Annotated in this window: 21 protein-coding genes and 1 riboswitch; of the genes, 15 read left to right on the top strand and 6 right to left on the bottom strand. The window is 68.3% G+C overall.

Features of this window, described 5'->3' with window-relative positions:
- The first annotated feature begins 163 nt into the window (after window positions 1–163).
- The 6 genes from FOZ76_RS18375 (at window position 164) to FOZ76_RS18400 (ending at window position 5,718) form a co-directional block, all read left to right on the top strand.
- The gene (locus tag FOZ76_RS18375) at window positions 164–1,144 is read left to right on the top strand and encodes a LacI family DNA-binding transcriptional regulator (protein ID WP_246129614.1); all 981 of its coding nucleotides are present in this window, start codon (window positions 164–166) and stop codon (window positions 1,142–1,144) included.
- Between the two features lie 98 nt (window positions 1,145–1,242).
- Window positions 1,243–2,061: an SDR family oxidoreductase gene (locus FOZ76_RS18380; protein ID WP_281283016.1), complete on the top strand. Its 819-nt coding sequence runs from the start codon at window positions 1,243–1,245 to the stop codon at window positions 2,059–2,061.
- The gene (locus FOZ76_RS18385; protein ID WP_143949744.1) at window positions 2,046–3,410 is read left to right on the top strand and encodes an MmgE/PrpD family protein; all 1,365 of its coding nucleotides are present in this window, start codon (window positions 2,046–2,048) and stop codon (window positions 3,408–3,410) included. The genes FOZ76_RS18380 and FOZ76_RS18385 overlap by 16 nt, the downstream gene beginning before the upstream one ends.
- Before the next feature lie 32 nt (window positions 3,411–3,442).
- The gene (locus FOZ76_RS18390) at window positions 3,443–3,820 is read left to right on the top strand and encodes a carboxymuconolactone decarboxylase family protein (RefSeq protein ID WP_143949745.1); all 378 of its coding nucleotides are present in this window, start codon (window positions 3,443–3,445) and stop codon (window positions 3,818–3,820) included.
- Between the two features lie 15 nt (window positions 3,821–3,835).
- The gene (locus FOZ76_RS18395) at window positions 3,836–4,726 is read left to right on the top strand and encodes an NAD(P)-dependent oxidoreductase (protein ID WP_246129615.1); all 891 of its coding nucleotides are present in this window, start codon (window positions 3,836–3,838) and stop codon (window positions 4,724–4,726) included.
- Complete coding sequence (locus FOZ76_RS18400) at window positions 4,726–5,718, top strand: aldo/keto reductase (RefSeq protein WP_143949746.1); 993 nt, start codon at window positions 4,726–4,728, stop codon at window positions 5,716–5,718. Before FOZ76_RS18395 ends, FOZ76_RS18400 begins: the two co-directional genes overlap by 1 nt.
- An 88-nt stretch (window positions 5,719–5,806) precedes the next feature.
- Here the strand turns inward: FOZ76_RS18400 and FOZ76_RS18405 are convergent, their stop codons facing one another.
- On the bottom strand, window positions 5,807–6,997 hold the full coding sequence (locus FOZ76_RS18405; RefSeq protein ID WP_143949747.1) for a CaiB/BaiF CoA transferase family protein: 1,191 nt from the start codon (window positions 6,995–6,997) through the stop codon (window positions 5,807–5,809).
- Window positions 6,998–7,031: 34 nt separating this feature from the next.
- A complete protein-coding gene (locus tag FOZ76_RS18410; protein ID WP_143949748.1) occupies window positions 7,032–8,012 on the bottom strand; it encodes a Bug family tripartite tricarboxylate transporter substrate binding protein in 981 nt (326 codons plus the stop codon).
- A gap of 131 nt (window positions 8,013–8,143) precedes the next feature.
- A riboswitch (S-adenosyl-L-homocysteine riboswitch) is annotated at window positions 8,144–8,232 on the top strand.
- A gap of 60 nt (window positions 8,233–8,292) precedes the next feature.
- Here FOZ76_RS18410 and ahcY point away from each other — a divergent pair.
- The 3 genes from ahcY (at window position 8,293) to metF (ending at window position 11,065) form a co-directional block, all read left to right on the top strand.
- Window positions 8,293–9,711, top strand: coding sequence for an adenosylhomocysteinase (ahcY, locus tag FOZ76_RS18415; RefSeq protein ID WP_143949749.1), 1,419 nt, complete (start codon window positions 8,293–8,295; stop codon window positions 9,709–9,711).
- A 65-nt stretch (window positions 9,712–9,776) separates the two neighbouring features.
- Window positions 9,777–10,112: a phage holin family protein gene (locus FOZ76_RS18420; protein WP_143949789.1), complete on the top strand. Its 336-nt coding sequence runs from the start codon at window positions 9,777–9,779 to the stop codon at window positions 10,110–10,112.
- 104 nt (window positions 10,113–10,216) lie between these two features.
- Window positions 10,217–11,065, top strand: a complete 849-nt coding sequence (gene metF / locus FOZ76_RS18425) for a methylenetetrahydrofolate reductase [NAD(P)H] (RefSeq protein ID WP_143949750.1) — start codon at window positions 10,217–10,219, stop codon at window positions 11,063–11,065.
- A 32-nt stretch (window positions 11,066–11,097) separates the two neighbouring features.
- Here the strand turns inward: metF and FOZ76_RS18430 are convergent, their stop codons facing one another.
- Window positions 11,098–11,748: a 5-formyltetrahydrofolate cyclo-ligase gene (locus FOZ76_RS18430; protein WP_170235528.1), complete on the bottom strand. Its 651-nt coding sequence runs from the start codon at window positions 11,746–11,748 to the stop codon at window positions 11,098–11,100.
- A gap of 28 nt (window positions 11,749–11,776) precedes the next feature.
- Between FOZ76_RS18430 and FOZ76_RS18435 the strand changes: the two genes are divergently transcribed.
- The 3 genes from FOZ76_RS18435 to FOZ76_RS18445 are packed head-to-tail and all read left to right on the top strand — an operon-like array spanning window position 11,777 to window position 15,529.
- Window positions 11,777–13,738 carry a lytic transglycosylase domain-containing protein gene (locus FOZ76_RS18435; protein WP_246129617.1) on the top strand — a complete coding sequence of 654 codons (1,962 nt, stop codon included), beginning with the start codon at window positions 11,777–11,779 and terminating at the stop codon, window positions 13,736–13,738.
- A 19-nt stretch (window positions 13,739–13,757) separates the two neighbouring features.
- Entirely contained in the window at window positions 13,758–14,420 is a 663-nt protein-coding gene (locus tag FOZ76_RS18440) for a glutathione S-transferase family protein (RefSeq protein WP_143949753.1), read from the top strand.
- Window positions 14,417–15,529 (top strand): tRNA nucleotidyltransferase/poly(A) polymerase-related protein, encoded by a 1,113-nt coding sequence (locus FOZ76_RS18445; protein ID WP_246129619.1) that lies wholly within the window; start codon window positions 14,417–14,419, stop codon window positions 15,527–15,529. Before FOZ76_RS18440 ends, FOZ76_RS18445 begins: the two co-directional genes overlap by 4 nt.
- On the opposite strand, the gene coq7 is transcribed toward FOZ76_RS18445, so the two are convergent.
- On the bottom strand, window positions 15,526–16,218 hold the full coding sequence (coq7, locus tag FOZ76_RS18450) for a 2-polyprenyl-3-methyl-6-methoxy-1,4-benzoquinone monooxygenase (RefSeq protein WP_143949755.1): 693 nt from the start codon (window positions 16,216–16,218) through the stop codon (window positions 15,526–15,528). The two genes, FOZ76_RS18445 and coq7, sit on opposite strands and share 4 nt — an antisense overlap.
- A 320-nt stretch (window positions 16,219–16,538) precedes the next feature.
- On the opposite strand from coq7, the gene FOZ76_RS18455 reads away from it, so the two are divergent.
- Window positions 16,539–17,627: a porin gene (locus FOZ76_RS18455; RefSeq protein WP_143949756.1), complete on the top strand. Its 1,089-nt coding sequence runs from the start codon at window positions 16,539–16,541 to the stop codon at window positions 17,625–17,627.
- A 193-nt stretch (window positions 17,628–17,820) separates the two neighbouring features.
- On the opposite strand, the gene FOZ76_RS18460 is transcribed toward FOZ76_RS18455, so the two are convergent.
- Window positions 17,821–18,216: a BON domain-containing protein gene (locus FOZ76_RS18460; protein WP_143949757.1), complete on the bottom strand. Its 396-nt coding sequence runs from the start codon at window positions 18,214–18,216 to the stop codon at window positions 17,821–17,823.
- Window positions 18,217–18,246: 30 nt separating this feature from the next.
- Window positions 18,247–18,408 (bottom strand): DUF1328 domain-containing protein, encoded by a 162-nt coding sequence (locus tag FOZ76_RS18465; protein WP_143949758.1) that lies wholly within the window; start codon window positions 18,406–18,408, stop codon window positions 18,247–18,249.
- Window positions 18,409–18,550: 142 nt separating this feature from the next.
- Here FOZ76_RS18465 and FOZ76_RS18470 point away from each other — a divergent pair, with 142 nt between their 5' ends.
- Together FOZ76_RS18470 and FOZ76_RS18475 are read left to right on the top strand one after the other, a co-directional pair.
- On the top strand, window positions 18,551–19,537 hold the full coding sequence (locus tag FOZ76_RS18470) for a diacylglycerol/lipid kinase family protein (protein WP_246129621.1): 987 nt from the start codon (window positions 18,551–18,553) through the stop codon (window positions 19,535–19,537).
- A complete protein-coding gene (locus FOZ76_RS18475) occupies window positions 19,534–20,328 on the top strand; it encodes a metallophosphoesterase family protein (protein ID WP_143949760.1) in 795 nt (264 codons plus the stop codon). Before FOZ76_RS18470 ends, FOZ76_RS18475 begins: the two co-directional genes overlap by 4 nt.
- Window positions 20,329–20,362: the final 34 nt, after the last annotated feature.

A 20,362-nucleotide genomic window follows, 5' to 3' on the forward strand; every position in this document is an offset into this window, starting at 1 on the left:
TGGCGCGCCCGGCTCGGGCCGGGGTGCGCGTTCGGGTGCATATGATAACGCTATCATCGGACTGCCGTCGTATATGATTCCGGCATGTCAGATACAGGCAATTTCGAAAAGGAGTCCGTCCGTGGCTGAAGGCAGGGCGCGTCCAGGAGGGCCGGGAGCCCGCATGCGCGACGTCGCGCAAGCGGCGGGCGTATCGCTGATGACCGTTTCCCGGGCGTTGCGCGAGCCCCACAAGCTCTCCGAGGAGACGCGCAAGCTGGTCCTGGACGCGATCCAGAAGATCGGCTATGTCCCCAACAGCATCGCCGCCAACCTGGCCTCCAACCGCTCGACGGTGGTGGGCCAGATCGTGCCCAGCATCCAGAACTCGCTGTACGCGGACACCGTCAAGGGCACCGCCGACGTACTGCGGATGGCCGGGCTGCACCTGCTGATCGCCGACAGCGGCTATTCCCTGCAAGAAGAGGAGGCGCTGATCGGGGCCTTGCTGTCGCAGCGCGTGTGCGGCCTGATCCTGCACAATACCGACCACACGCCCAAGGCGCTGCAGATGATCGAGCGCGCCGGCGTGCCGGTCATCGAGACCGGCGACATTCCCCGCCGGCCCATCGATATGGTGGTGAGTTATTCGAACGCCGCGGCGGCCAAGGCGATGACGCTGCACCTGGCGTCGCGCGGCTACTCACGGATCGGTTTCGTCAGCCTGGAAACCCGCAACAACCGCCGCTCGCGCGAGCGCCAGCGCGGCTACCTGGCCGCGCTCAAGGCGCTGGGACGGCCCAAGGATCCGCTGCTCATCATGGAAGTCCCTTCCGGGCTGGCTGCCGGCGCGCACGCCATGGTCGACATGGTGAATCGGGCGCCTGACGTGGACGCGATCTTCTTTGCCGGCGACGTGCTGGCCATCGGCGCGCTGTTCGAGGCCCAGCGGCGCGGCTGGAAGGTGCCCGAGCGCATCGCCATCGCCGGTTTCGACGACCTCGACATTCTTCAGCATACCGTGCCTACGCTGACCTGCCTGCGGCTGCCGCGCCTGGCCATCGGACGGCGCAGCGCCGAGGCCTTGCTAGAGCGCCTGCGCGGCGAGGGCGACAGCGTGCGTCTGGATCTTGGTTTCGAGGTCATCCAGCGCGAAAGTACCTGAGGGCTGCGCGAATGGGCGGGTGCCGGCGCCAAGTTTTGCTTGCGCCGGCCTTTTTTTCGGCGATAATGTTAACGCTATCAGAAACCAGAGAACAGCCCGTGTCCCAGGCGACTTCCAACCAACAAACCGCCGTCAGCCTCAAAGGCAGAACGGCGCTCGTCACCGGCTCCACCGGCGGTCTTGGCCACGCGATGGCTGAAGGCCTCGCGCGCGCAGGCTGCAATATCGTGCTGCACGGCATCGCCGAACCGCAAGCGATGCGCCCGCTCCAGGCCGAACTGGAACGCACCTACGGCGTGCGCGCGGCCTACATGCCCGCCGACCTTGCCGATGTGGGGGCGATAGCGGCCTTGATGGCCGCGGTGGCCGAGCGCTTCGGTTCCATCGACGTCCTGGTCAACAATGCCGTCACCCGACATTTCGCGCCGGTGGAGGATTTTCCGGTGGAGCAGTGGGACCAGGCCCTGGCGGTCAACGTCAGCGCAGCGTTCCACACCATCCGGCTCGCGCTGCCGGCGATGCGCGAGCGCGGCTGGGGACGCATCTTCAACATGACCTCGGTCTACGGCAAGCGCGCCACGCAGAACCGGATCGGCTACGTCACCACCAAGACCGCCCTGATCGGCATGACGCGGGCGGTGGCGCTGGAGACCATCAACCAGGGCATTACCTGCAACGCGCTGTGTCCCGGCTCGGTGCTCACCCCGGACATCGACTCCCGCATCCAGGCGTTGATGCGAGAACGCGATCTGGACGCCGAAGCCGCCACGCGGGTATTCCTCGAAGGCAAGCAGCCGATCTTGCGCTTCGTCGATGCCGCACACGTCGCGGAACTCGTCCTCTTTCTGTGCGGGCCGGCGGGGCGCGACATCACCGGGGCCGTGCTGCCCGTGGAGGGTGGATGGCTGGCAAGCTGAATCCGGGCGCAGGCGCTAGCGCGGCGCTGGCCGACTTTGCCGTGCGGGCCCGCTGGGAAGACCTGTCGTCCGACGTGCGCCGCGAGGCAGTGCGCTCGCTGATCAACTTCTTCGCTACCGCGCTGGCCGGCTGCCGCGATCCGGCGCTGCTGGCCGCCGGCGCGGTGTTCGACGATTTTCGCGCGGGCGCGGCGTGCACGGTGATCGGGCGCGAGCGGTCGACCGATATGCGGCACGCGGCTGCGCTCAACGCGATGAGCGGCAACGTCTTCGATTTCGACGATACGCATATCCCCACGATCATCCATCCGAGTGCGCCGGTCGCTCCCGCCATACTGGCGCTTGCGCAAACGCGCAAGGTCGCCGGCCGCGAGCTGCTGACCGCGTTCGCGGTCGGCGTCGAGGTGGCTTGCCGTCTGGGCAACGCCGTGTCCCCCGGCCACTACGAGCGCGGTTGGCACATTACGTCCACCTGCGGCGTATTCGGCGCGGCCGCCGCCGCCGGCCGCTTGCTGGGGCTGGACGCCAGGCGCATGCTGTGGGCGCTGGGTGCCGCCAGCGCGCAGTCCTCAGGCCTGGTCGAGACTCTGGGCAGCATGGCCAAGAGCATCGGCGTGGGCAACGCTTCGGCCAACGGCCTGTTGTCCGCGCTGCTGGCGGCCCGGGGGTTCGAAGGGCCGGCCGCGCCCATCGAAGGCCCGCGCGGCTTTCTGCGGGTGATGGGCGACGGCGGCGGTGCGCAGGCGCTGGCCGAGGGGCTGGGCGAAAGCTGGCAGCTCATGCACAACACCTACAAGCCCTATCCGTGCGGCGTGGTGCTGAATCCGGTGATCGAGGCCTGCCTGGCGCTGCACCGGGAAGAGGGCGTGCGCATAGGCGAGGTGCTGCGCGTGGAGTTGACCGGACATCCATTGCTGCGCCAGCGCACCGATCGCCCGCGGCCCGCATCCGGGCGCGAGGCCCAGGTCAGTGCCCATCATGCGGTGGCGGTGGCGCTGGAGACCGGCCGTGCCGGGCTCGACGAGTTCAGCGACGCCAGCGTGGCGCGCCTGGCGGTCCAGCCGCCGGGCTTCGAGCTGGTGTTTCGCGACGACAGCGCCTACGGCGTGGAGTCGGCCGGGGTGCGGCTGCAGTTGCGCAGCGGCGCGGTGCTCGAGCACCGCGTTGCCGTGGCCCGAGGCAGCCTGGGCACCCCCTTGTCCGACGCCGATCTGGCGCGCAAGCTGCACGAACTGTGTGCCTGGGGCGGCAGCGGCTGCGATGCCGGGCCGCTGCTCGACGCCTTGCTGTCGTTGGATGGCAGCGACGACGCCGGCGCCCTGATGCCGCTCGCCGCCGGGCGCGAGTGAACCATGAAGACCGATATCAAGGAGCAAGAAAAGTGAACAAGGAACTGTTCGAAAAGGGCCTGGAAGTGCGTCGCTCGGTGGTGGGCGAGACCTACGTGGAAGCCTCCCTCAAGAACGCCGATGAATTCAGCATGCCGATGCAGGAGCTGGTCACCGAGTTCTGCTGGGGCGAGGTGTGGAGCCGTCCCGGCCTGGACCGGCGCAGCCGCAGCATCCTCAACCTGGGCATGATCGCCGCGCTCAACCGTCCGGAGGAATTCGCCGTCCACGTGCGCGGGGCGATCAACAACGACGTGACCAAGGAGGAGATCCGCGAATGCCTGCTGCAGATCGCGGTCTACGTCGGCATGCCGGCCGGCCTGGGTAGCTTCAAGATCGCCCGCCAGGTCTTCAAGGAAATGGGCATCTGAGCCCGGGAGCGTACCGTGGATAGCAAGAAGACTGTAGGTTTCATCGGGGTCGGCGTGATGGGCAACCCCATCGCCAGCCATCTGCTCGCCAACGGCTGCGAGGTGCTGGTCTACGACCGCAGCGACGCGGCGGTGGCGGCGATGACGCAGGCCGGCGCCAAGGCGCTGCCCAGCGTAGCCGCGGTGGCCGACGCCGCCGCCATCGTGTTCACCAGCCTGCCCAGCCCGGCCGTGTTCAGCGACGTGCTGCTGGGCCAGGGCGGCCTGGCCGGCGGCAAGGCCGTCAAGATCGTGGTCGACCTCTCGACCGTCGGTTCGCGCGCGACCCGGCATGCCGGGTCGGTGCTGCTCGAGCACGGCATCGACCTCGTCGACGCGCCGGTCAGCGGCGGCGCGGCGGGCGCCAAGGCGGGCACACTGGCCGTCATGGTCGCGGGTCGCGAAGCCGCGGTGGCCGAAGTCCAGCCGCTGCTGGAGTGCTTCGGCAAGCTGTTTCACGTCGGGCCGCAGGCCGGCCAGGCGCAACTGCTCAAGCTGCTGAACAACATGCTGTCCTCGACCGCCTTCGCGATCACCGCCGAGGCCTTCGTCGCCGGCGTGCGCGGCGGGCTGGACCCGCAGGTGATGATGTCGGCGATCAACGCGGGCAGCGGTCGCAGCGGCGCCTCGCAGGACAAGTTCATGAAGCAGGTGCTGCCGCGCAGCTTCGACTTCGGCTTCCCGGTGGGCAGCGTGTGCAAGGACATCGGCCTGGCGATCGAGGAGTGCGAGGCGCTGGGCGTGCCGATGTGGATCGGCAACACCGTGCGTCAACTGTGGAACTTCGCCGGCCGGCAGGACGGCATGCAGCGCGACATGACCGAACTGGTCAGGTCCATCGAGGACTGGTCGCAGGGGGCGCGGTAATGCAGTTCGCGCGGATGGGCGGCACCGGGCTGCAGGTTTCGCGCCTGTGCCTCGGGACCATGACCATGGGGGCCCAGGCGGACGAGGCCGCGGCCCATGCCATGCTCGATGCCTGCGCGGACGCCGGCGTGAATTTCATCGACACCGCCGACGTCTACCCGCTCGGCGCGCGCGACGCCGACAAGGGCGAGACCGAGCGCATCGTGGGCCGCTGGCTGCGCGGGCGGCGCGAGGACTTCGTGCTGGCCACCAAGGGCGGCTCGGCCATGGGCCCGCGGCCCTGGGATGTCGGCAACTCGCGCAAGCACCTGCTGGCCGCGATCGACGCCTCGCTGCATCGGCTGGGCACGGACTACGTCGATCTCTACCAGTTGCACCGGGACGACGAGGCCACGCCCCTGGACGAAACGCTGGAGGCGCTCGACACCATCGTGCGCAGCGGCCGGGCGCGCTACGTGGGCGTGTCCAACGTCTCGGCCTGGCGCATCGCGCGCGCCATCGGCCGGGCCGAGGCGCTGCGCCTGGTCCGGCCGGTCACGGTCCAGCCGCGCTACAACCTGCTGTTCCGCCAGTTCGAGCGTGATCTGCTGCCCATGTGCCGGCAGGAAGGGCTGGCGGTGCTCTGCTACAACCCGCTCGCCGGCGGGCTGCTGACCGGCAAGCATCGCGACCTCGCGGCGCCGGACGCGGCCAGCCGGTACGGCGGCGGCCAGGCCGCGACGATGTACAAGAACCGCTATTGGCACGAACGCGAGTTCGCCGCGGTCACCGCGTTCGTGGAGATCGCGGCGCAGGCCGGCCTGGCGCCGGCGCGGTTGGCGGTGGCCTGGGTGCTGGCCCAGCCGGGTGTGACCTGCGCCATCATCGGGGCGAGCCGCGCCGAGCAACTGCCCGACGTGCTGGCTGCCGTACAGACGCCGCTGGACGACGCGCTGCTGGCCAGCCTGCACGGGATCAGCCGGGAATTCCGTCTGGGCGACGCCCCGCGCTGAGCGCGGGGGCGGGCACACGGGCGGCGGGGTTCTCGCTCCGGGGCAGTCCCGCATGCCGGCGCCGCAGCACCGGCATGCGGCGCCGTGTTCACGCGGCGATGCCGCTTTCCTTCAGGCTGCGGATTTCCTGCGCGTCGTAGCCGCAGGAGGCCAGCAGCTCGTCGGTGTGCTCGCCGACCTGCGGCGGCTGCAGCCGCAGACCGGGGCGCCGGCCGTCCAGCATGATGGGCAGCAGCGGTACTTTGCTGTCTGCGGCCGTCTCGCCCGCCTGTACCCGGATCGGCGCCAGCCCGCCCGAGGCGTTCAGGTGGGGGTCGTCGAAAAGTTCGTGCGGCCTGGCTATCGGTGCGAACGGCAGGCCATTCTCCTCGAACCTGCGGGCCACTGTCCGCGCCGGCAGCCGGCCCAGCCGTTCGCGCAGGGCGGGCAGCAGGGTGGCGCGCGCCTGTACGCGCTCGTCGTTGCTGCGATGGCGCGGGTCGTTCTTCAGATCGGCATAGCCGAAGGCCTCGCAGAAGCGCTCCCACTGCGCGTCGCTGACCACGGCGAGGAATATCTGCTCGCCGTCCGCAACCGTGAACACATCGTAGATCGGCCAGGCCGACACCCGGCTGGGCATCGGCGCCGCGGGCTCGCCCGTGACCGCATACTGCATCATGTGCTGCGCCACCAGGAACACGCTGTTCTCGAACAGCCCGCTCTGCACCAACTGGCCCTTGCCGGTTTCGTCGCGCGCGCGCAGCGCGGCCATCGCGCCGATGGCGCCGAACATGCCGCCCATGATGTCGTTGACGCTGCTGCCGGCGCGCAGCGGCCGGCCTTCGGGCCCCGTCATGTACGCCAGCCCGGCCATCATCTGGACCACCTCGTCGAGCGCCGTGCGGTTTTCGTACGGGCCGGGCAGAAAGCCCTTGTGGCTGACGTAGATCACGCGCGGATTGAGCCGCGAGATCGAGTCGTAGCCCAGGCCCAGCCGGTCCATCGTGTCCGGCTTGAAGTTCTCGCTCACCACGTCGGCCGTGCTGGCCAGGCGCAGCGCCGCGGCGATTCCCTCGGGCCTGCGCAGGTCCAGCGCGATGCTCTTCTTGTTGCGGTTGAACGTCGGGAAAAAGCCGGCGGCCGAGCCCTTCAGGCGGCGCGTGGTGTCGCCGGCCATGGGCTCTACCTTGACGACTTCGGCGCCCAGATCGCCGAGGATGAGCCCGCAAGTGGGGCCCATCACCATGTGCGTGAACTCGACGACGCGCACGCCGGCCAAAGGCAGTTTGTTTTCGGTCATGACGGACGGTCCCGCGCCGGGCGGCGCGCCTCTGTTATTCCAGCTTGATGTTCGAGGCCTTGATGATGTCGCCGTATTTCTTGCGATCGGCCGTCAGCATATCCGCGAAACCGTCCGCGTCAAGGTAGAACGGCGCCTGGCCCTGAAGCGCAAGCAGCTCCTTGACGTCGGGCTGAGTGAGGATCTTGCCGATCTCCTCGGCCAGGCGGTCGATGATCGGGCGCGGCGTACCGGCGGGCACGAAGACACCGTTCCAGGAACTCATGTCGAAACCGGGCAGGCCGGCTTCTTCGAAGCTCGGCAGTTCCAGTCCCGGCACCGGCAGCTCGCCTGTGTAGGCAAGTGCGCGCAGCCGGCCGCTGGCGATATGAGGCGCGACCGAGGTCGGCACCGAGAACATCGCCTGCACCTGGCCGCCGAGCAGGTCGTTGATGGCCGGGCCGCCGCCCTTGTAGGGAACGTCGGTCAACTGCACGCCGGCGACCTGGCTGAAATGCGCGCCGGCGAGATGGTTCGGATTGCCGGTGCCCGAGGTGGCGTAGTTGAGGTCGCCGGGATTGGCCTTGGCCAACGCGATGAATTCCTGCAGGTTGTCGGCCCGCACCGAAGGGTGGGCGACCAATACGAATTCGCTGCGCACGAGGCTGGCGACCGGCGCGAAATCCTTGGACGCGTCGTAGGGCAGGTTGCTCATCAGCAGCGGATTGATGACGTGCGTGCTGGCGGTAAAGAGCACGGTGTAGCCGTCCGGCGGCGCCTTGGCGACCACGTCGGTGCCGATGATGGTGTTGCCGCCGGGCCGGTTGTCGATGATGACCGGCTGGCCCAGGGCCTGCGACAGCTTCTGCCCCACCAGGCGGGCGATCGGGTCGGTGCTGCCCCCGGCGGGAAAGGGCAGCACGATGCGGATGGGCTGGCTGGGGTAGGGCTTGTCCTGGGCGCGAGCGGTGCCGGTGGCGGCGAACGCTATCGTCGCGGCGAGGAGCAGGCGCAGGGTTCGGCTGAGGTACGACATGGGTGTCTCCTACGGATCGTGTTCAGTATTGTTAGCGCTAACTTATCAAGCTAAGGCAAGATCGGGCTGCTGTCAAGACGAAGCGCGCGGTTGCTGGCTGCGCGGCCTATGTTCCGGCTACAATGCAAGGGTTTTCCGAGGAGCGTTGCGACGGATCGATCCGCCAGGCTCGGAATCCCGGAGGTTTGCGCTCCGGCCGTTGCAACTGCGCTCGTTCATCCCGGCATCACGGGCTGCGCGAGTCGACGCTTCCCGTGGTGCAGGTTCAAGGAGCTCACCCATGAACGCTGTATCCGAAGCCGGCACCCAGGCCGACTACCGCATCGCCGACCTCGCCCTCGCTGGCTGGGGTCGCCGCGAGATCGCCATCGCCGAAACCGAAATGCCCGGCCTGATGGCCATCCGCGACGAGTACGCTGCCCAGCAGCCGCTGAAGGGCGCGCGCATCGCGGGCAGCCTGCACATGACGATCCAGACCGCGGTGCTGATCGAGACGCTGAAGGCGCTCGGCGCCGACGTGCGCTGGGCCTCGTGCAACATCTTCTCCACGCAGGATCACGCCGCCGCCGCGATCGCCGCGGGCGGCACGCCGGTGTTCGCGGTCAAGGGCGAGAGCCTGGAAGACTACTGGGCCTATACGCACCAGATCTTCGAATGGCCGGGCGAGCAGGCCAACATGATCCTGGACGACGGCGGCGACGCCACCTTGCTGCTGCACCTGGGCACGCGCGCCGAGTCCGAACTGAGCGTGCTCGAGAACCCGGGCAGCGAAGAAGAAACCGTGCTCTTCGCCGCCATCAAGGAAACCCTCAAACGCGATCCGAAGTGGTATTCCACCCGTCTGGCCCAGATCCGCGGCGTGACGGAAGAAACCACCACCGGCGTGCACCGCCTTTATCAGATGTCGCAGAAGGGCGAGCTCGCCTTCGCGGCGATCAACGTCAACGACTCGGTCACCAAGTCCAAGTTCGACAACCTCTACGGCTGCCGCGAGTCGCTGGTCGACGGCATCAAGCGCGCCACCGACGTGATGGTCGCGGGCAAGGTGGCCGTGGTGGCGGGCTATGGCGACGTGGGCAAGGGCTGCGCCCAGGCGCTGGCCGCGCTGCGCGCGCAGGTGTGGGTCACCGAGGTCGATCCGATCTGCGCGCTGCAGGCCGCCATGGAAGGCTACAAGGTGGTCACCATGGAGTACGCCGCCGACAAGGCCGACATCTTCGTCACCGCCACCGGCAACTACCATGTGATCGCCCGCGAGCACATGGACAAGATGAAAAACGAGGCGATCGTCTGCAACATCGGCCACTTCGACAACGAGATCGACGTGGCGTCGCTCAAGGACTGCACCTGGGAGGAAATCAAGCCCCAGGTCGATCACGTCATCTTCCCGGACGGCAAGCGCATCATCCTGCTGGCCCAGGGTCGCCTGGTCAACCTGGGCTGCGCCACCGGCCACCCCTCGTTCGTGATGTCCTCGTCGTTCGCCAACCAGACGATCGCGCAGATCGAGCTGTACACGCGCAACGACGCGTACGAGAAGGGCAAGGTCTACGTGCTGCCCAAGCGGCTCGACGAGAAGGTTGCGCTGCTGCACCTGAAGAAGCTCGGCGCGCAGTTGTCCACCCTGAGCGATGATCAGGCCCGCTACATCGGCGTATCGGTCGAAGGCCCCTACAAGCCCGATCACTACCGCTACTGAGCGCGGCGGCCCGACGGTTTCAACCAACCGCGGCCGGCAGGCCGCACACACGAGGAGTCGTTATGCTGTCCCTGCTTCTGATCTGGCTGCTGAATGCCGTCGCCCTGTTGGTGGTGGCCTACATACTGCCGGGCATCACGGTGGCGAGTTTCGGCTCGGCGCTGGTGGCGGCCCTCGTGCTTGGCCTGCTCAACACGCTGGTCAAGCCCATCCTGGTGTTCCTGACCCTGCCCATCACCATCATCACGCTCGGCCTGTTCCTGCTGGTGCTCAACGCACTGGTGTTCTGGTTCGCGGGGTCGGTGTTGTCGGGCTTCAAGGTCAACGGCTTCTGGTGGGCGATGATCGGCGCCTTGCTCTACAGCATCATCTCGGGGCTGCTGTCCACCCTCGTGGGCTGATCCCCGCCTGGCGGCAGCGCGTTGCCGACGATCCGCCTGCGGTGTCTGCCGCAGGCGGGTTCGCGCGCGTGCGGGCCGCACTCGAGCCATCGATTTCCCTAGCCATGACGCCTGATTCTTCTCCCGCCATCAGTCTGGAGTTCTTCCCTCCGCGCGACGAGGCTGCGCAGGAGCGCATGCTGCGCGCCGCCAAGCAGATGACTGCGCTCGCGCCGCGCTACGTGAGCGTGACCTTCGGTGCGGGCGGCTCCACGCGCGAGGGCACCGTGAACGCCGTGCGCACGCTGCGCAACCTCGGGCTGGATGCCGCGCCGCATCTGTCGTGCGTGGGCGCCACGCCCGCCAGCCTGCGCGAGCTGCTTGCGCTCTACCGCGACATGGGCGTGCGCCGCATCGTGGCCCTGCGCGGCGACATGCCGTCCGGCATGGGCGCCGGCGTGGGCAATCTGCGGCACGCCAGCGATCTGGTCGCCTTCATTCGCCAGGAAACCGGAGACACCTTCCATCTGGAAGTGGCCGCATACCCCGAGACGCATCCGGAAGCGGTCAGTCCGGCCCAGGACCTCGCCCACTTCGTCGAGAAGATGAAGGCCGGCGCCGACAGCGCGATCACGCAGTATTTCTTCAACCCGGACGCCTACTTCGATTTCGTGGAGCGGGCCAGCGCGCAGGGCGTGTCCGCCCCCATCGTGCCCGGCATCATGCCGATCACGAACTACAGTCAGCTCCAGCGCTTCTCGGACATGTGCGGTGCCGAGATCCCGCGCTGGGTCCGCCTGCGCCTGGCGAGCTTCGGCGATGATCGGGAATCGATCCGCGCGTTCGGCCAGGAGGTGGTGAGCGATCTGTGCCGCCGCCTGCTGGCGGGCGGGGCGCCGGGCCTGCACTTCTACACACTGAACCAGGCCGACGCCACGCGCGCCATCTGCCAGGATCTGGGCATCGGTCAGTGAGCCGCCGCGGGTGGGTGCCGCGGCACCCCGCCTCAGCGCGCCGGATAGTGCCAGCCCTCTTCGTCCACCACCGCGTCGAGCGGCATGTCGTGGGGCGCGAAGGCATAGGCGTCTTCGTCCAGGCGCGACGCGCGCCACGCGATGCCCACTGTTGTGTGGGGGTGGCGCTCGCGCCGCCATAGCCCGAGGGTGCGGTCGTAGTAGCCGCCGCCATAGCCCACCCGCCCGCCGGACAGGGTGTAGCCCAGCGTGGGCACCAGCACGATGTCCGGCCGTACGTACTGCGTGCCGTCGGGCTCCAGGATGCCGTAGGCCCCGGTGCGCAGGGTGCTGCCGGGGTGCCAGGGCAGGAAGACCAGAGGCGCGTCGCGCCGCTCCACGCGGGGCAGGGCGAGCGCAATGCCATGCCCGGCCCATTCGGCCAGCAGCTCGCGCAGATCGGGTTCGCCCGGCATGGGCCAGAAGGCCGCGATGCGGACGGCGCCCGATGTTCCTGTTACACCGGCGCGGGCGGCATGCGCCTTCAAGCCGGCGCGCAAGTGTGCCATGATGGCAGCCGACCCTGACCGCCGCTCGTGCTCGCCCAGGGCCGCGCGTGCCGAACGCAGGCGGTGCCGTATGCCGCCTGGGGTATCCTGTGCCTTGCCCGAGGGCACCTCTTTGCGTTCCTGTTCCTCGTTCATGAGTATGCGCATCTTTTCAGCCCGTATTTTGCATGGTTTTCGTCGGGCTGCCGCGGGCATCCTGGCGGTGGCGAGCCTGGGCGCCGCGCCGCTGGCCCAGGCCCAGACGGCGGCGGCCCAGGCGCAGTACGCCGACGTGGTGTCGGCGCGGCGCGCGGCCGACGCGCGCCAGTGGGACCAGCTCCAGGGCATGCTGCCGGGGCTGCGCGACAACGTGCTCGGCGTCTACGCCGATTACTGGTGGCTGCGCCAGCAGATCGTCAATGGCCGCACGCCGCTGCCCATGTCCGCGATCACCCGGTTCATCGATCGCCACCGCGGTTCCTACCTGGCGCAGCGCGTGCGCAGCGACGCGATCCTTGCCGCCGCGCGCACCGGCGACTTCTCCAGCGTGCGCCGCCTGTCGGATGGGTTGGACATCGCCTCGCCGCAGGTCGACTGTGCCATCCTGCACGCGCGCCATGTGGGCGGCGCCAGGATCACCGCGGCCGATGCGGCAGCCGTGTTTCGTCCGGGCAACGCCTGTTGGAGCCTGTACGACACTCTGGTCGCCGTGAACATCGTCAAGCTCGACGACCTGTCGCTGCTGCTGCGCGATGCGATCGACATCGACAACAAGGACGCGGCCCAGCGCCTGGGTCGCTACATGTTCGATGCCGCCCAGCAAAAGCAGCTCGCCGCTCTGCTGGACGCACCCATGCCGTGGCTGCAGCGCCACGAGCAGGGCGAGCTGGGCCAGCGCGAGCGCGAACTGGCCGCGGTGGCGCTGGCGCGCCTGGGGCGCAAGGACATGATGAACGGCCACGCCTACCTGGAGTCGGTGTGGGCCCGGCGCCTGCCTTCGGCCGATCTCGGCTGGGTGCAGTCGCATTTCGCGCTGCTCGCCTCGCTGCGCCAGAACGACGTGGCGCAGGACTGGTATCGGCGCGCCGACGGCGTGCCGCTGGGGCAGTACAGCGCCGAGTGGCGCGTGCGTTCGGCCCTGCGCCACGACCCGATCGACTGGAAATGGGTGCTGAGCACGATCGAGCAACTACCGCCCGGCGTGCCCGACGAGACCGTGTGGCTGTACTGGCGCGCACGCGCCCTGGCCGGGCTCGGGCGCGAGGGCGAGGCGCGCGAGATCTACCGGAACATCTCGACGGAATACAGCTACTACGGCCAGCTCGCCGCCGAGGAGCTCGGCATCCTCACCTCCATCCCGCCGCGCGCGGCAGCGCCCACGCAGCGGGAAATGGCGCAGGCGCGCGCCAATCCGGGGCTGCAGCGTGCGCTCGCCCTGTTCGAGCTGAACTGGCGCTCCGAGGCCGTGCCCGAATGGAACTATGCGCTGCGCGGCATGAGCGACCGCGAACTGCTCGCCGCCGCGGAACTCGCCCGCGAAGCGCACATCTACGACCGCGTGGTCAACACCTCCGAGCGCACGCGCCAGGAGCATGACTTCGCGCAGCGCTTCCTGGCGCCTTTCCAGGGCCAGGTGACGGCCAAGGCCAAGGAGATCGGGCTGGACCCGGCCTGGGTCTACGGCCTCATTCGCCAGGAATCGCGCTTCGTCACCCAGGCCCGTTCCGGCGTCGGCGCCTCCGGCCTCATGCAGTTGATGCCGGCGACGGCGCGCTGGGTGGCCAACCGCATCGGCATGGCGGATTTCCACCCCTCGCGCGTCAACGATTTCGATGTCAACACCACGCTCGGAACGAACTACCTGAACATCGTCCTGCAGGACCTGGGCGGCTCGCAACTGCTCGCATCCGCCGGCTACAACGCCGGCCCCAAGCGGCCGCACAACTGGCGCTCGACCTATGCGCGCCCGGTCGAGGGCGCCATCTTCGCCGAGACGATCCCGTTCGCCGAGACGCGCAAGTACGTGCAGAACGTGCTGTCCAACGCCACCTACTACACCGCGCTCTTCACCGGCAAGCCGCAGTCGCTCAAGCAGCGCCTGGGCGTCGTCGTACCGCAACTGGACGAGACCACGTCCGTGCCCTGAGCCTGAAGGAAAATCCGTCGTGTATCAGCTTCTGATCGGCAACAAGAACTACTCGTCCTGGTCGCTGCGCGCGTGGCTCGCGCTGAGGGCGAGCGGCATCGCGTTCAGCGAGCAGCGCTACGAACTGGGCAGCAAGGCGTTCGTGCGCGACGTGGGGCGCGCCAATCCCGTGGGCCTGGTGCCGGTGCTGCTGGACGACGGCTTCGTCGTCTGGGATACCCTGGCGATCTGCGAGTACGTGGCCGAGCGGCATCCGGAGGCCGGCGTCTGGCCGGCCGATGCGCGGGCGCGGGCCAGGGCGCGCAGCCTGGCGGCCACCATGCACAGCGGCTTTCCGGCGTTGCGCCAGGCCATGCCCATGAACATCGAGGCCGATCTCGCCGGCAAGGGCTGGAGCGATGCGGTGGCGGCCGACGTCGATCGCATCCTGTCGCTCTGGGGCGCGACCCGCGAGCAGTTCGGCGCCGGCGGTCCTTTTCTCTTCGGCGCTTTCTGCGCCGCCGATGCCTTCTTCGCCCCGGTGGTCTCGCGCTTCGTGACCTACGGCGTGCCGGTCGGCGAGCCGCACCGCGCCTATATGGATGCCGTCCTGGCCCTGCCCGCCATGCAGGAATGGATGCACGACGCGCGCCAGGAAAAGCGCTTCGTGGCGATCGACGAGCCCTATCGGAGGTCGCGTTGAGCCCGGCGCCGGCGGATGCGGCGCGCGACCCGGCGATCGCGGGGCTCGATGTCTACATCGTGGGCGGCGCCGTGCGCGACGCGCTGCTTGGCCGCCCGGCCGGCGATCGCGACTGGGTGGTGGTGGGCGCGAGCCCCGAGGCCATGGTCAAGCGAGGGTTCATCCCGGTGGGCGGCGATTTTCCGGTGTTCCTGCATCCCGTCACCCAGGAGGAGTACGCGCTCGCGCGCACCGAACGCAAGTCGGGCCGCGGCTATCGGGGCTTCGTCTTTCATGCCGGTCCGGACGTCACCCTGGAGCAGGACCTGCAGCGGCGCGACCTGACGGTCAACGCCATTGCGCAGCGGCCCGACGGTACCCTGGTCGACCCTTGCGGCGGCCAGGCCGATCTGCAGGCGCGCGTGCTGCGCCACGTGGGCGCTGCGTTTCTGGAAGACCCGGTGCGCATCCTGCGCCTGGCGCGCTTTGCCGCGCGCTTTCACGATTTCGGCATCGCGCCTGAAACCCTCGAACTGTGCCGCCGCATGGTGCAGGAGGGCGAGGTCGATGCGCTGGTGCCCGAGCGCGTGTGGCGCGAGGTGTCGCGAGGGTTGATGGAACAGCGCCCCTCGCGCATGTTCCTCGTGCTGGACGCCTGCGGCGCGCTGGAGCGCGTGGCGCCGGCCTGGAGCACGCCGGTGCGCATCGGCGAGCGGGTGGACGAGGCGGCGCGCCTGGGGCTGCCGCTTCCCTCACGCTACGCGCTCGCCTGTCTGGATGCCGCCGAGGCGCCGGCCCTGCATCGCTTGCTCAAGGTGCCCACCGAATGCGCGGACTACGCACGGCTGCTGCCTCTGGTCAGGAACGGCGAGGCGGTACGCGATGCGGCCGGCATGCTGGACGTGATCGAACGCTGCGATGGCCTGCGCAAGCCCGAGCGCTTCCTGGCCCTGCTCGATGCGGCCAGCGCCTGCGCCATCCTGGATGCGGCGCGCTGGCGCACCGCGCTGGCCGCGGCGCGGGGCGTGGACGCGGGCGCGGTGGCCCGGGAGCATGCCGGACAGCCGCAGCGCATTCGGCAGGCCGTGCATGAGGTGCGGCTGCAGGCGGTTGCGCAGGCGGTGGGCTAGATCCAGTAAGCCGTCGACGTCATGACCCTGGACATGCCGCGCATGGCCTTGCGTGCGGGCAAGGGGAGTTCGGCGCCGCCGCCGGCTTCCGCGCGCTGCCGATGCTGCGCTTCGTCGAGGGCCATCTGCTCGACGATGCGGCGCGAACGTACGTCGTTCTCGGGCAGTTTCTGCAAGTGCGAATCGAGATGCTCGCCGACCTGCTTCTCGGTCTCGGCCATGAAGCCCAGGCTATAGCGCTCGCCCGCCTTGCCGGCAAGCACGCCCAGCGCGAACGAGCCGGCGTACCAGAGGGGGTTGAGCAGGCTCGGCCGGCTATTGAGTTCGCGCAGGCGATCGCCGAGCCAGGCGAGGTGGTCCACTTCCTCTTGCGCGGATTGCTCGAACAGTTCACGGGTGGCGGCGTCGCGGCACACCGCAGCCTGCCCGCGGTACAGTGCCTGGGCGCAGATCTCGCCGACGTGGTTCACGCGCATCAGGCCGGCCGCATGACGCGCCTGCTGAGGGGTGAGGGCCGCGGGCGCGGCGCCCGACGTGCCCGCGCCCGCCTCGGCCGTCGCCTGGACGTCGGCCGGATTGCGCCGGCTGGCGGGGGCCACGCCCGACAGCACCTGCATGGCGCGGTTGGCCTCGCCCAGGACCGCGTCGAGCAGGCTGGGGCGGCGCAGGGTGGTGGTGAGTTCGGGCATGGTCGTATCCTCTTCGTGAACGATGGTGGCGGATTGCCGGGTGTAGCCGACGGCAGTTTTCGCGTCGACTCGACAGTGGGGACTTACCCCTAACCCGGCGAGTCCTTGTCAGGGTAGCGACGCAACGTCCTTGAAATCGCGTGTTGCAGCTTTCCAACATCGGGGCGCCCCCTAATCGGGTTTCCCCGTGAAATTCTAGCGTTTACCCTAGAATTTTGATGAAATACGAAACAGCTTCCTTACGGGAAGTCCGGGGCCGGCCGGCGCGCAACGAATGCAGTACTGGCACAGTGGCTTCTCTTAATCGACTGGAGATTTGAATGAAAAAGACTCTTTTGGCCGCGGCTCTGCTGGCTGGCTTCGCCGGCGTCGCCCAAGCGCAAAGCTCTGTCACCCTGTACGGTATCGTTGACGTCGGTATCGGCGGCACGAACAAGCACGACCAAGACAGCTCCTACGGCATGGTGAGCGGCGTTCAGTCCGGCTCGCGCTGGGGTCTGCGTGGTACGGAAGATCTGGGCAATGGTCTGCGCGCCAACTTCCAACTGGAAAGCGGCTTTGACGTCGGCCGTGGCACCCAGCTCCAAGGCAGCCGCCTGTTCGGCCGCGCCGCCTGGGGTGGTCTGTCGGGCGCCTGGGGTGAAACCCGTTTCGGTCGCCAAGTCACTGCTTCGTCGGACACGATGGCCTTCATCGATCCGTTCGGCACGGGCTTCCAACAAGCCGCCATCGGCTCCTCGATGAACGGCGTCAGCACCAACCGTGCTGACAACACCGTGTCCTACATCACCCCGGACGTCGCTGGCTTCCGCGGTATGGTCGGCTACAGCTTCAACTACGACGGCGGTGTTGCCACCTCCGACAACAGCAACCGTCTGGTCAGCGTTGGCCTGAAGTATGCCAACGGCCCGTTCGCCGTCGGCGCCGCCTACGAGCGTGCCTACATCGGCGACACGACCGCCTGGAACACCGCCATGGGCGGCAAGGATCCGTACAACTACACCGTTGGCGGCACCTGGGACTTCAACGTGGTCAAGGCCTACGCTGCCTGGTCGCAAATGAAGCACGGCTACACCAACCCGGGCAACGGCGACGTGGTTGGCCAACTGCCCAGCAGCGGCACCCTGCGCTACTTCCCGGACGGCAAGGTCAATGCCTACATGGTCGGCCTGAGCGTGCCGGTTGGCCAAGCCGCCGTGTTCGGTTCCTGGCAGCGTAACGAGCCGAAGAGCGGCTACCTCGCCGACAACGGCTTCGACTCGAAGCAAAACGTCTACTCGATCGGCGCTACGTACGACCTGTCCAAGCGCACCAACCTGTACGCGTTCTTCTCGTACGCCGACAAGGCTTGGTACGACAGCGACTTCGACAGCAAGGCCTACGCCGTCGGTATCCGTCACCGCTTCTAATCAGCCTGGCGCGGTTCACGCCGCGCTCGTCTGAAGCGAGAGACGTCGCCGGGCTCGTCCCGGCGAACGCAGAACCCGCGGAACGCTATGCGTTCCGCGGGTTTTTTTGCGCCTTTGCCGGGCGCACAAAAAAGCGCCGTCACGGTTTCCCATGACGGCGCAAGCTCACGACGGCACTAGGCCGCCGTTCCGGTCACCGATTGGTCTTGAGCGTCAGATGGTTCACCACCGAGCGCACGTCCTTGACTTCGCTGGCCAGCCTTTCTGCCGTGGCGGATTGCTCCGGGGTCTCCACGGCGCCGGTCAGGTAGACGATGCGATCCTTGGTTTCCACGCTCACGTCCAAGGCCTTGACGTTTTCGTTCGCTACGAAAGCGGTTTTCACCTTGCCGGTGATCGTGGCGTCGCTGGCATATTCGCCAACGGCTCCTGCGCCTTCCTTGACCTTTTCGCCGACCGTGTGCGCGCCTTCGCGCATCCGTTCGCCGACCGGCCGTTCCGTATTGGCTGCCGTGCTGAGCGTCGGGATGCTTAGCGCAGTGGCGCTGAGGGCCAGGAAAAGGGCAAGAGAGAAAGGACGAGTATTCATGATGGATGCAGCTCTATCGAGAGGGACACGTCAGCGCCGGAAAATGTTGCCGATGAGGGACAGCACAGCCAGGACGAGGAAGACGAAGAACAGGATCTGCGCGATGGAGGCCGCGCCGGAGGCGATGCCGCCGAAGCCGAAGACGGCAGCGACGATGGCGATGATGAAGAAGATGACAGCGTATCTGAGCATGGGTTAGCTCCTTTGGAGGGGTCGCAAGGCTTACAGCAACCCACGTGCCACGCCGCGGGATGCCAGGGGCGGGCTCGGCCTCATGCAAGGGCTGCACGGGCACCGTGCTTGCTTGATGCGGTGCAGCTACGAGGGGACGACCATGCGCCTGAAAGGAGCCGAACCCTTCATCATCGTGATGAATGCAGGCTCGGGCAGGAACGGCGAGGCAGAAAAGCGCGCCGAAATCGAACAGGCGTTCTCCGATTCTGGGAGAAGCTATGAGCTCGTCGCCGTGCCGGGCGCAGACATCCCGCAGGCCGCTGCCGAAGCGGCACAGCAGGCGCGGGCGCGGGGTGCGATCCTGGTCGCATGCGGCGGCGATGGGACGCTGAGCGCCGTGGCCGGCCAGGCCTGGCGGCACGATCTGCCCTTCGGCATCCTGCCCCAGGGCACGTTCAACTATTTCGGCCGGTGCTATGGCATTCCTGCCGAGATGGCCGAAGCCGCGCCTTTGCTGCTGCGCGGGCGTATCGAGCCGGTGCAGGTCGGCATGGTGAACGACATCCTGTTCCTGGTGAACGCCAGTCTCGGCCTGTACCCGGATGTGCTGGAGGATCGCGAGGCCTACAAGCAGCGTTTCGGGCGCAGCCGGCTCGTGGCGCTCTGGTCCGGCTTGGTGACGCTGCTGCGCGAGCGTGGGGAACTCGTGCTGACGCTGCGCTATGGCCACGAGGACGAAGCCGCGGCAGCGCATGACGAGCGTCCCGCGCGGGTGCGCACGATACGCACACCAACCCTGGTGGTCGGGAACAATGCGCTGCAACTCGAGCAGATCGGGGTGGACGGCCGGCCGTTGACCCGGGGCGAACTGGTGGCGATGGCGGTGCGCCCGGTCGGTACGCTGGAGATGTACTGGCTGCTGCTGCGCGGCGCCCTCAGCCGTCTGGGCGAGGCCGAGGAAGTCAGCCATTTCGGGTTCCGGCAGATGGAAGTGGCCATGCGCGGACGGCGCCGGGTCAAGGTAGCGATGGACGGTGAGATTCATCATCTGCCGACGCCCTTGAGCTTTGCCGTGGCGCCGCGTCCTCTGCGGCTGGTGGTCGGCGCCGATCGCGGCGATCCCGGGGCTGCGGGGAGGGCGGCATGATGCGCATATTGCACCTCTCCGACCCGCACTTCGGCACCGAGCGGCCGCAGGTGCTCACGGCGCTGCAGGCACTCGCCGAGAGGCTGGCACCCGACGTGGTCCTCCTGTCCGGCGACATCACGCAGCGGGCGCGCCGCTGGCAGTTCGCGGCCGCCCGGGCCTTTGCAGACACGCTGCCCGCGCCTGTGGTCGCGGTGCCGGGCAACCATGATCTGCCGCTCTTCAATCTGTGGGCGCGTTGGCGCAATCCCTATGGCAATTACCGGCGGGCCTTCGGCCAGCGCCTGGAGCCGGTCTTTGCGGAGCCGCGCCTGCTGGTGGTCGGCGTGAACAGCACGCGGGCGGGCCGACACAAGAACGGCGAAGTGACGCCGGAGCAGGTGGCACGCGTGAGCGGGCACCTGGCGGCGGCCTTGCCCGGACAACTGCGCATCGTCATGTTGCATCATCCGGTACGGGCGTGGTCGCAGGGCGATCGGAAGAACCTGCTGATCGGGCGCGCGTCTGCCGTACCGGCCTGGCTTGCGGCCGGCGCGGATCTGATCCTGGGCGGCCACATCCATCTGCCCTATGTCTTGCCGCTGGCCGGCGACGGTTCGCGCAGCGGGTGGGCGATCCAGGCCGGCACGGCCTTGTCCAGCCGGGTGCGCGAAAACGTGTCCAATTCCGTGAATCTCATCCTGTACGACGCTGGGCACCCGCGGGGGGCATGCGCCGTGGAGCGCTGGGACCATGGGACGGCGGGGTTCCAGCGGGTGGCGCATACCGACCTGCCCTTGGCCCGGCCTTGAGCGGAAGGCCGTCCGGGCCGGTCGCGCCTGGCTC

Origin of the sequence: Verticiella sediminum (assembly GCF_007558815.1) — a bacterium.
In the GTDB taxonomy this organism is placed as follows: Bacteria; Pseudomonadota; Gammaproteobacteria; order Burkholderiales; family Burkholderiaceae_B; genus Verticiella; species Verticiella sediminum.

Bases quoted from the DNA above. Each gene is read 5' to 3' on its own strand.
- FOZ76_RS18375 (WP_246129614.1), top strand. From the start codon at position 164: ATGCGCGACGTCGCGCAAGCGGCGGGCGTATCGCTGATGACCGTTTCC.
- FOZ76_RS18385 (WP_143949744.1), top strand. From the start codon at position 2,046: ATGGCTGGCAAGCTGAATCCGGGCGCAGGCGCTAGCGCGGCGCTGGCC.
- FOZ76_RS18400 (WP_143949746.1), top strand. From the start codon at position 4,726: ATGCAGTTCGCGCGGATGGGCGGCACCGGGCTGCAGGTTTCGCGCCTG.
- FOZ76_RS18405 (WP_143949747.1), bottom strand. From the start codon at position 6,997: ATGACCGAAAACAAACTGCCTTTGGCCGGCGTGCGCGTCGTCGAGTTC.
- FOZ76_RS18410 (WP_143949748.1), bottom strand. From the start codon at position 8,012: ATGTCGTACCTCAGCCGAACCCTGCGCCTGCTCCTCGCCGCGACGATA.
- ahcY (WP_143949749.1), top strand. From the start codon at position 8,293: ATGAACGCTGTATCCGAAGCCGGCACCCAGGCCGACTACCGCATCGCC.
- metF (WP_143949750.1), top strand. From the start codon at position 10,217: ATGACGCCTGATTCTTCTCCCGCCATCAGTCTGGAGTTCTTCCCTCCG.
- FOZ76_RS18430 (WP_170235528.1), bottom strand. From the start codon at position 11,748: ATGAACGAGGAACAGGAACGCAAAGAGGTGCCCTCGGGCAAGGCACAG.
- coq7 (WP_143949755.1), bottom strand. From the start codon at position 16,218: ATGCCCGAACTCACCACCACCCTGCGCCGCCCCAGCCTGCTCGACGCG.
- FOZ76_RS18455 (WP_143949756.1), top strand. From the start codon at position 16,539: ATGAAAAAGACTCTTTTGGCCGCGGCTCTGCTGGCTGGCTTCGCCGGC.
- FOZ76_RS18460 (WP_143949757.1), bottom strand. From the start codon at position 18,216: ATGAATACTCGTCCTTTCTCTCTTGCCCTTTTCCTGGCCCTCAGCGCC.
- FOZ76_RS18465 (WP_143949758.1), bottom strand. From the start codon at position 18,408: ATGCTCAGATACGCTGTCATCTTCTTCATCATCGCCATCGTCGCTGCC.
- FOZ76_RS18470 (WP_246129621.1), top strand. From the start codon at position 18,551: ATGCGCCTGAAAGGAGCCGAACCCTTCATCATCGTGATGAATGCAGGC.
- FOZ76_RS18475 (WP_143949760.1), top strand. From the start codon at position 19,534: ATGATGCGCATATTGCACCTCTCCGACCCGCACTTCGGCACCGAGCGG.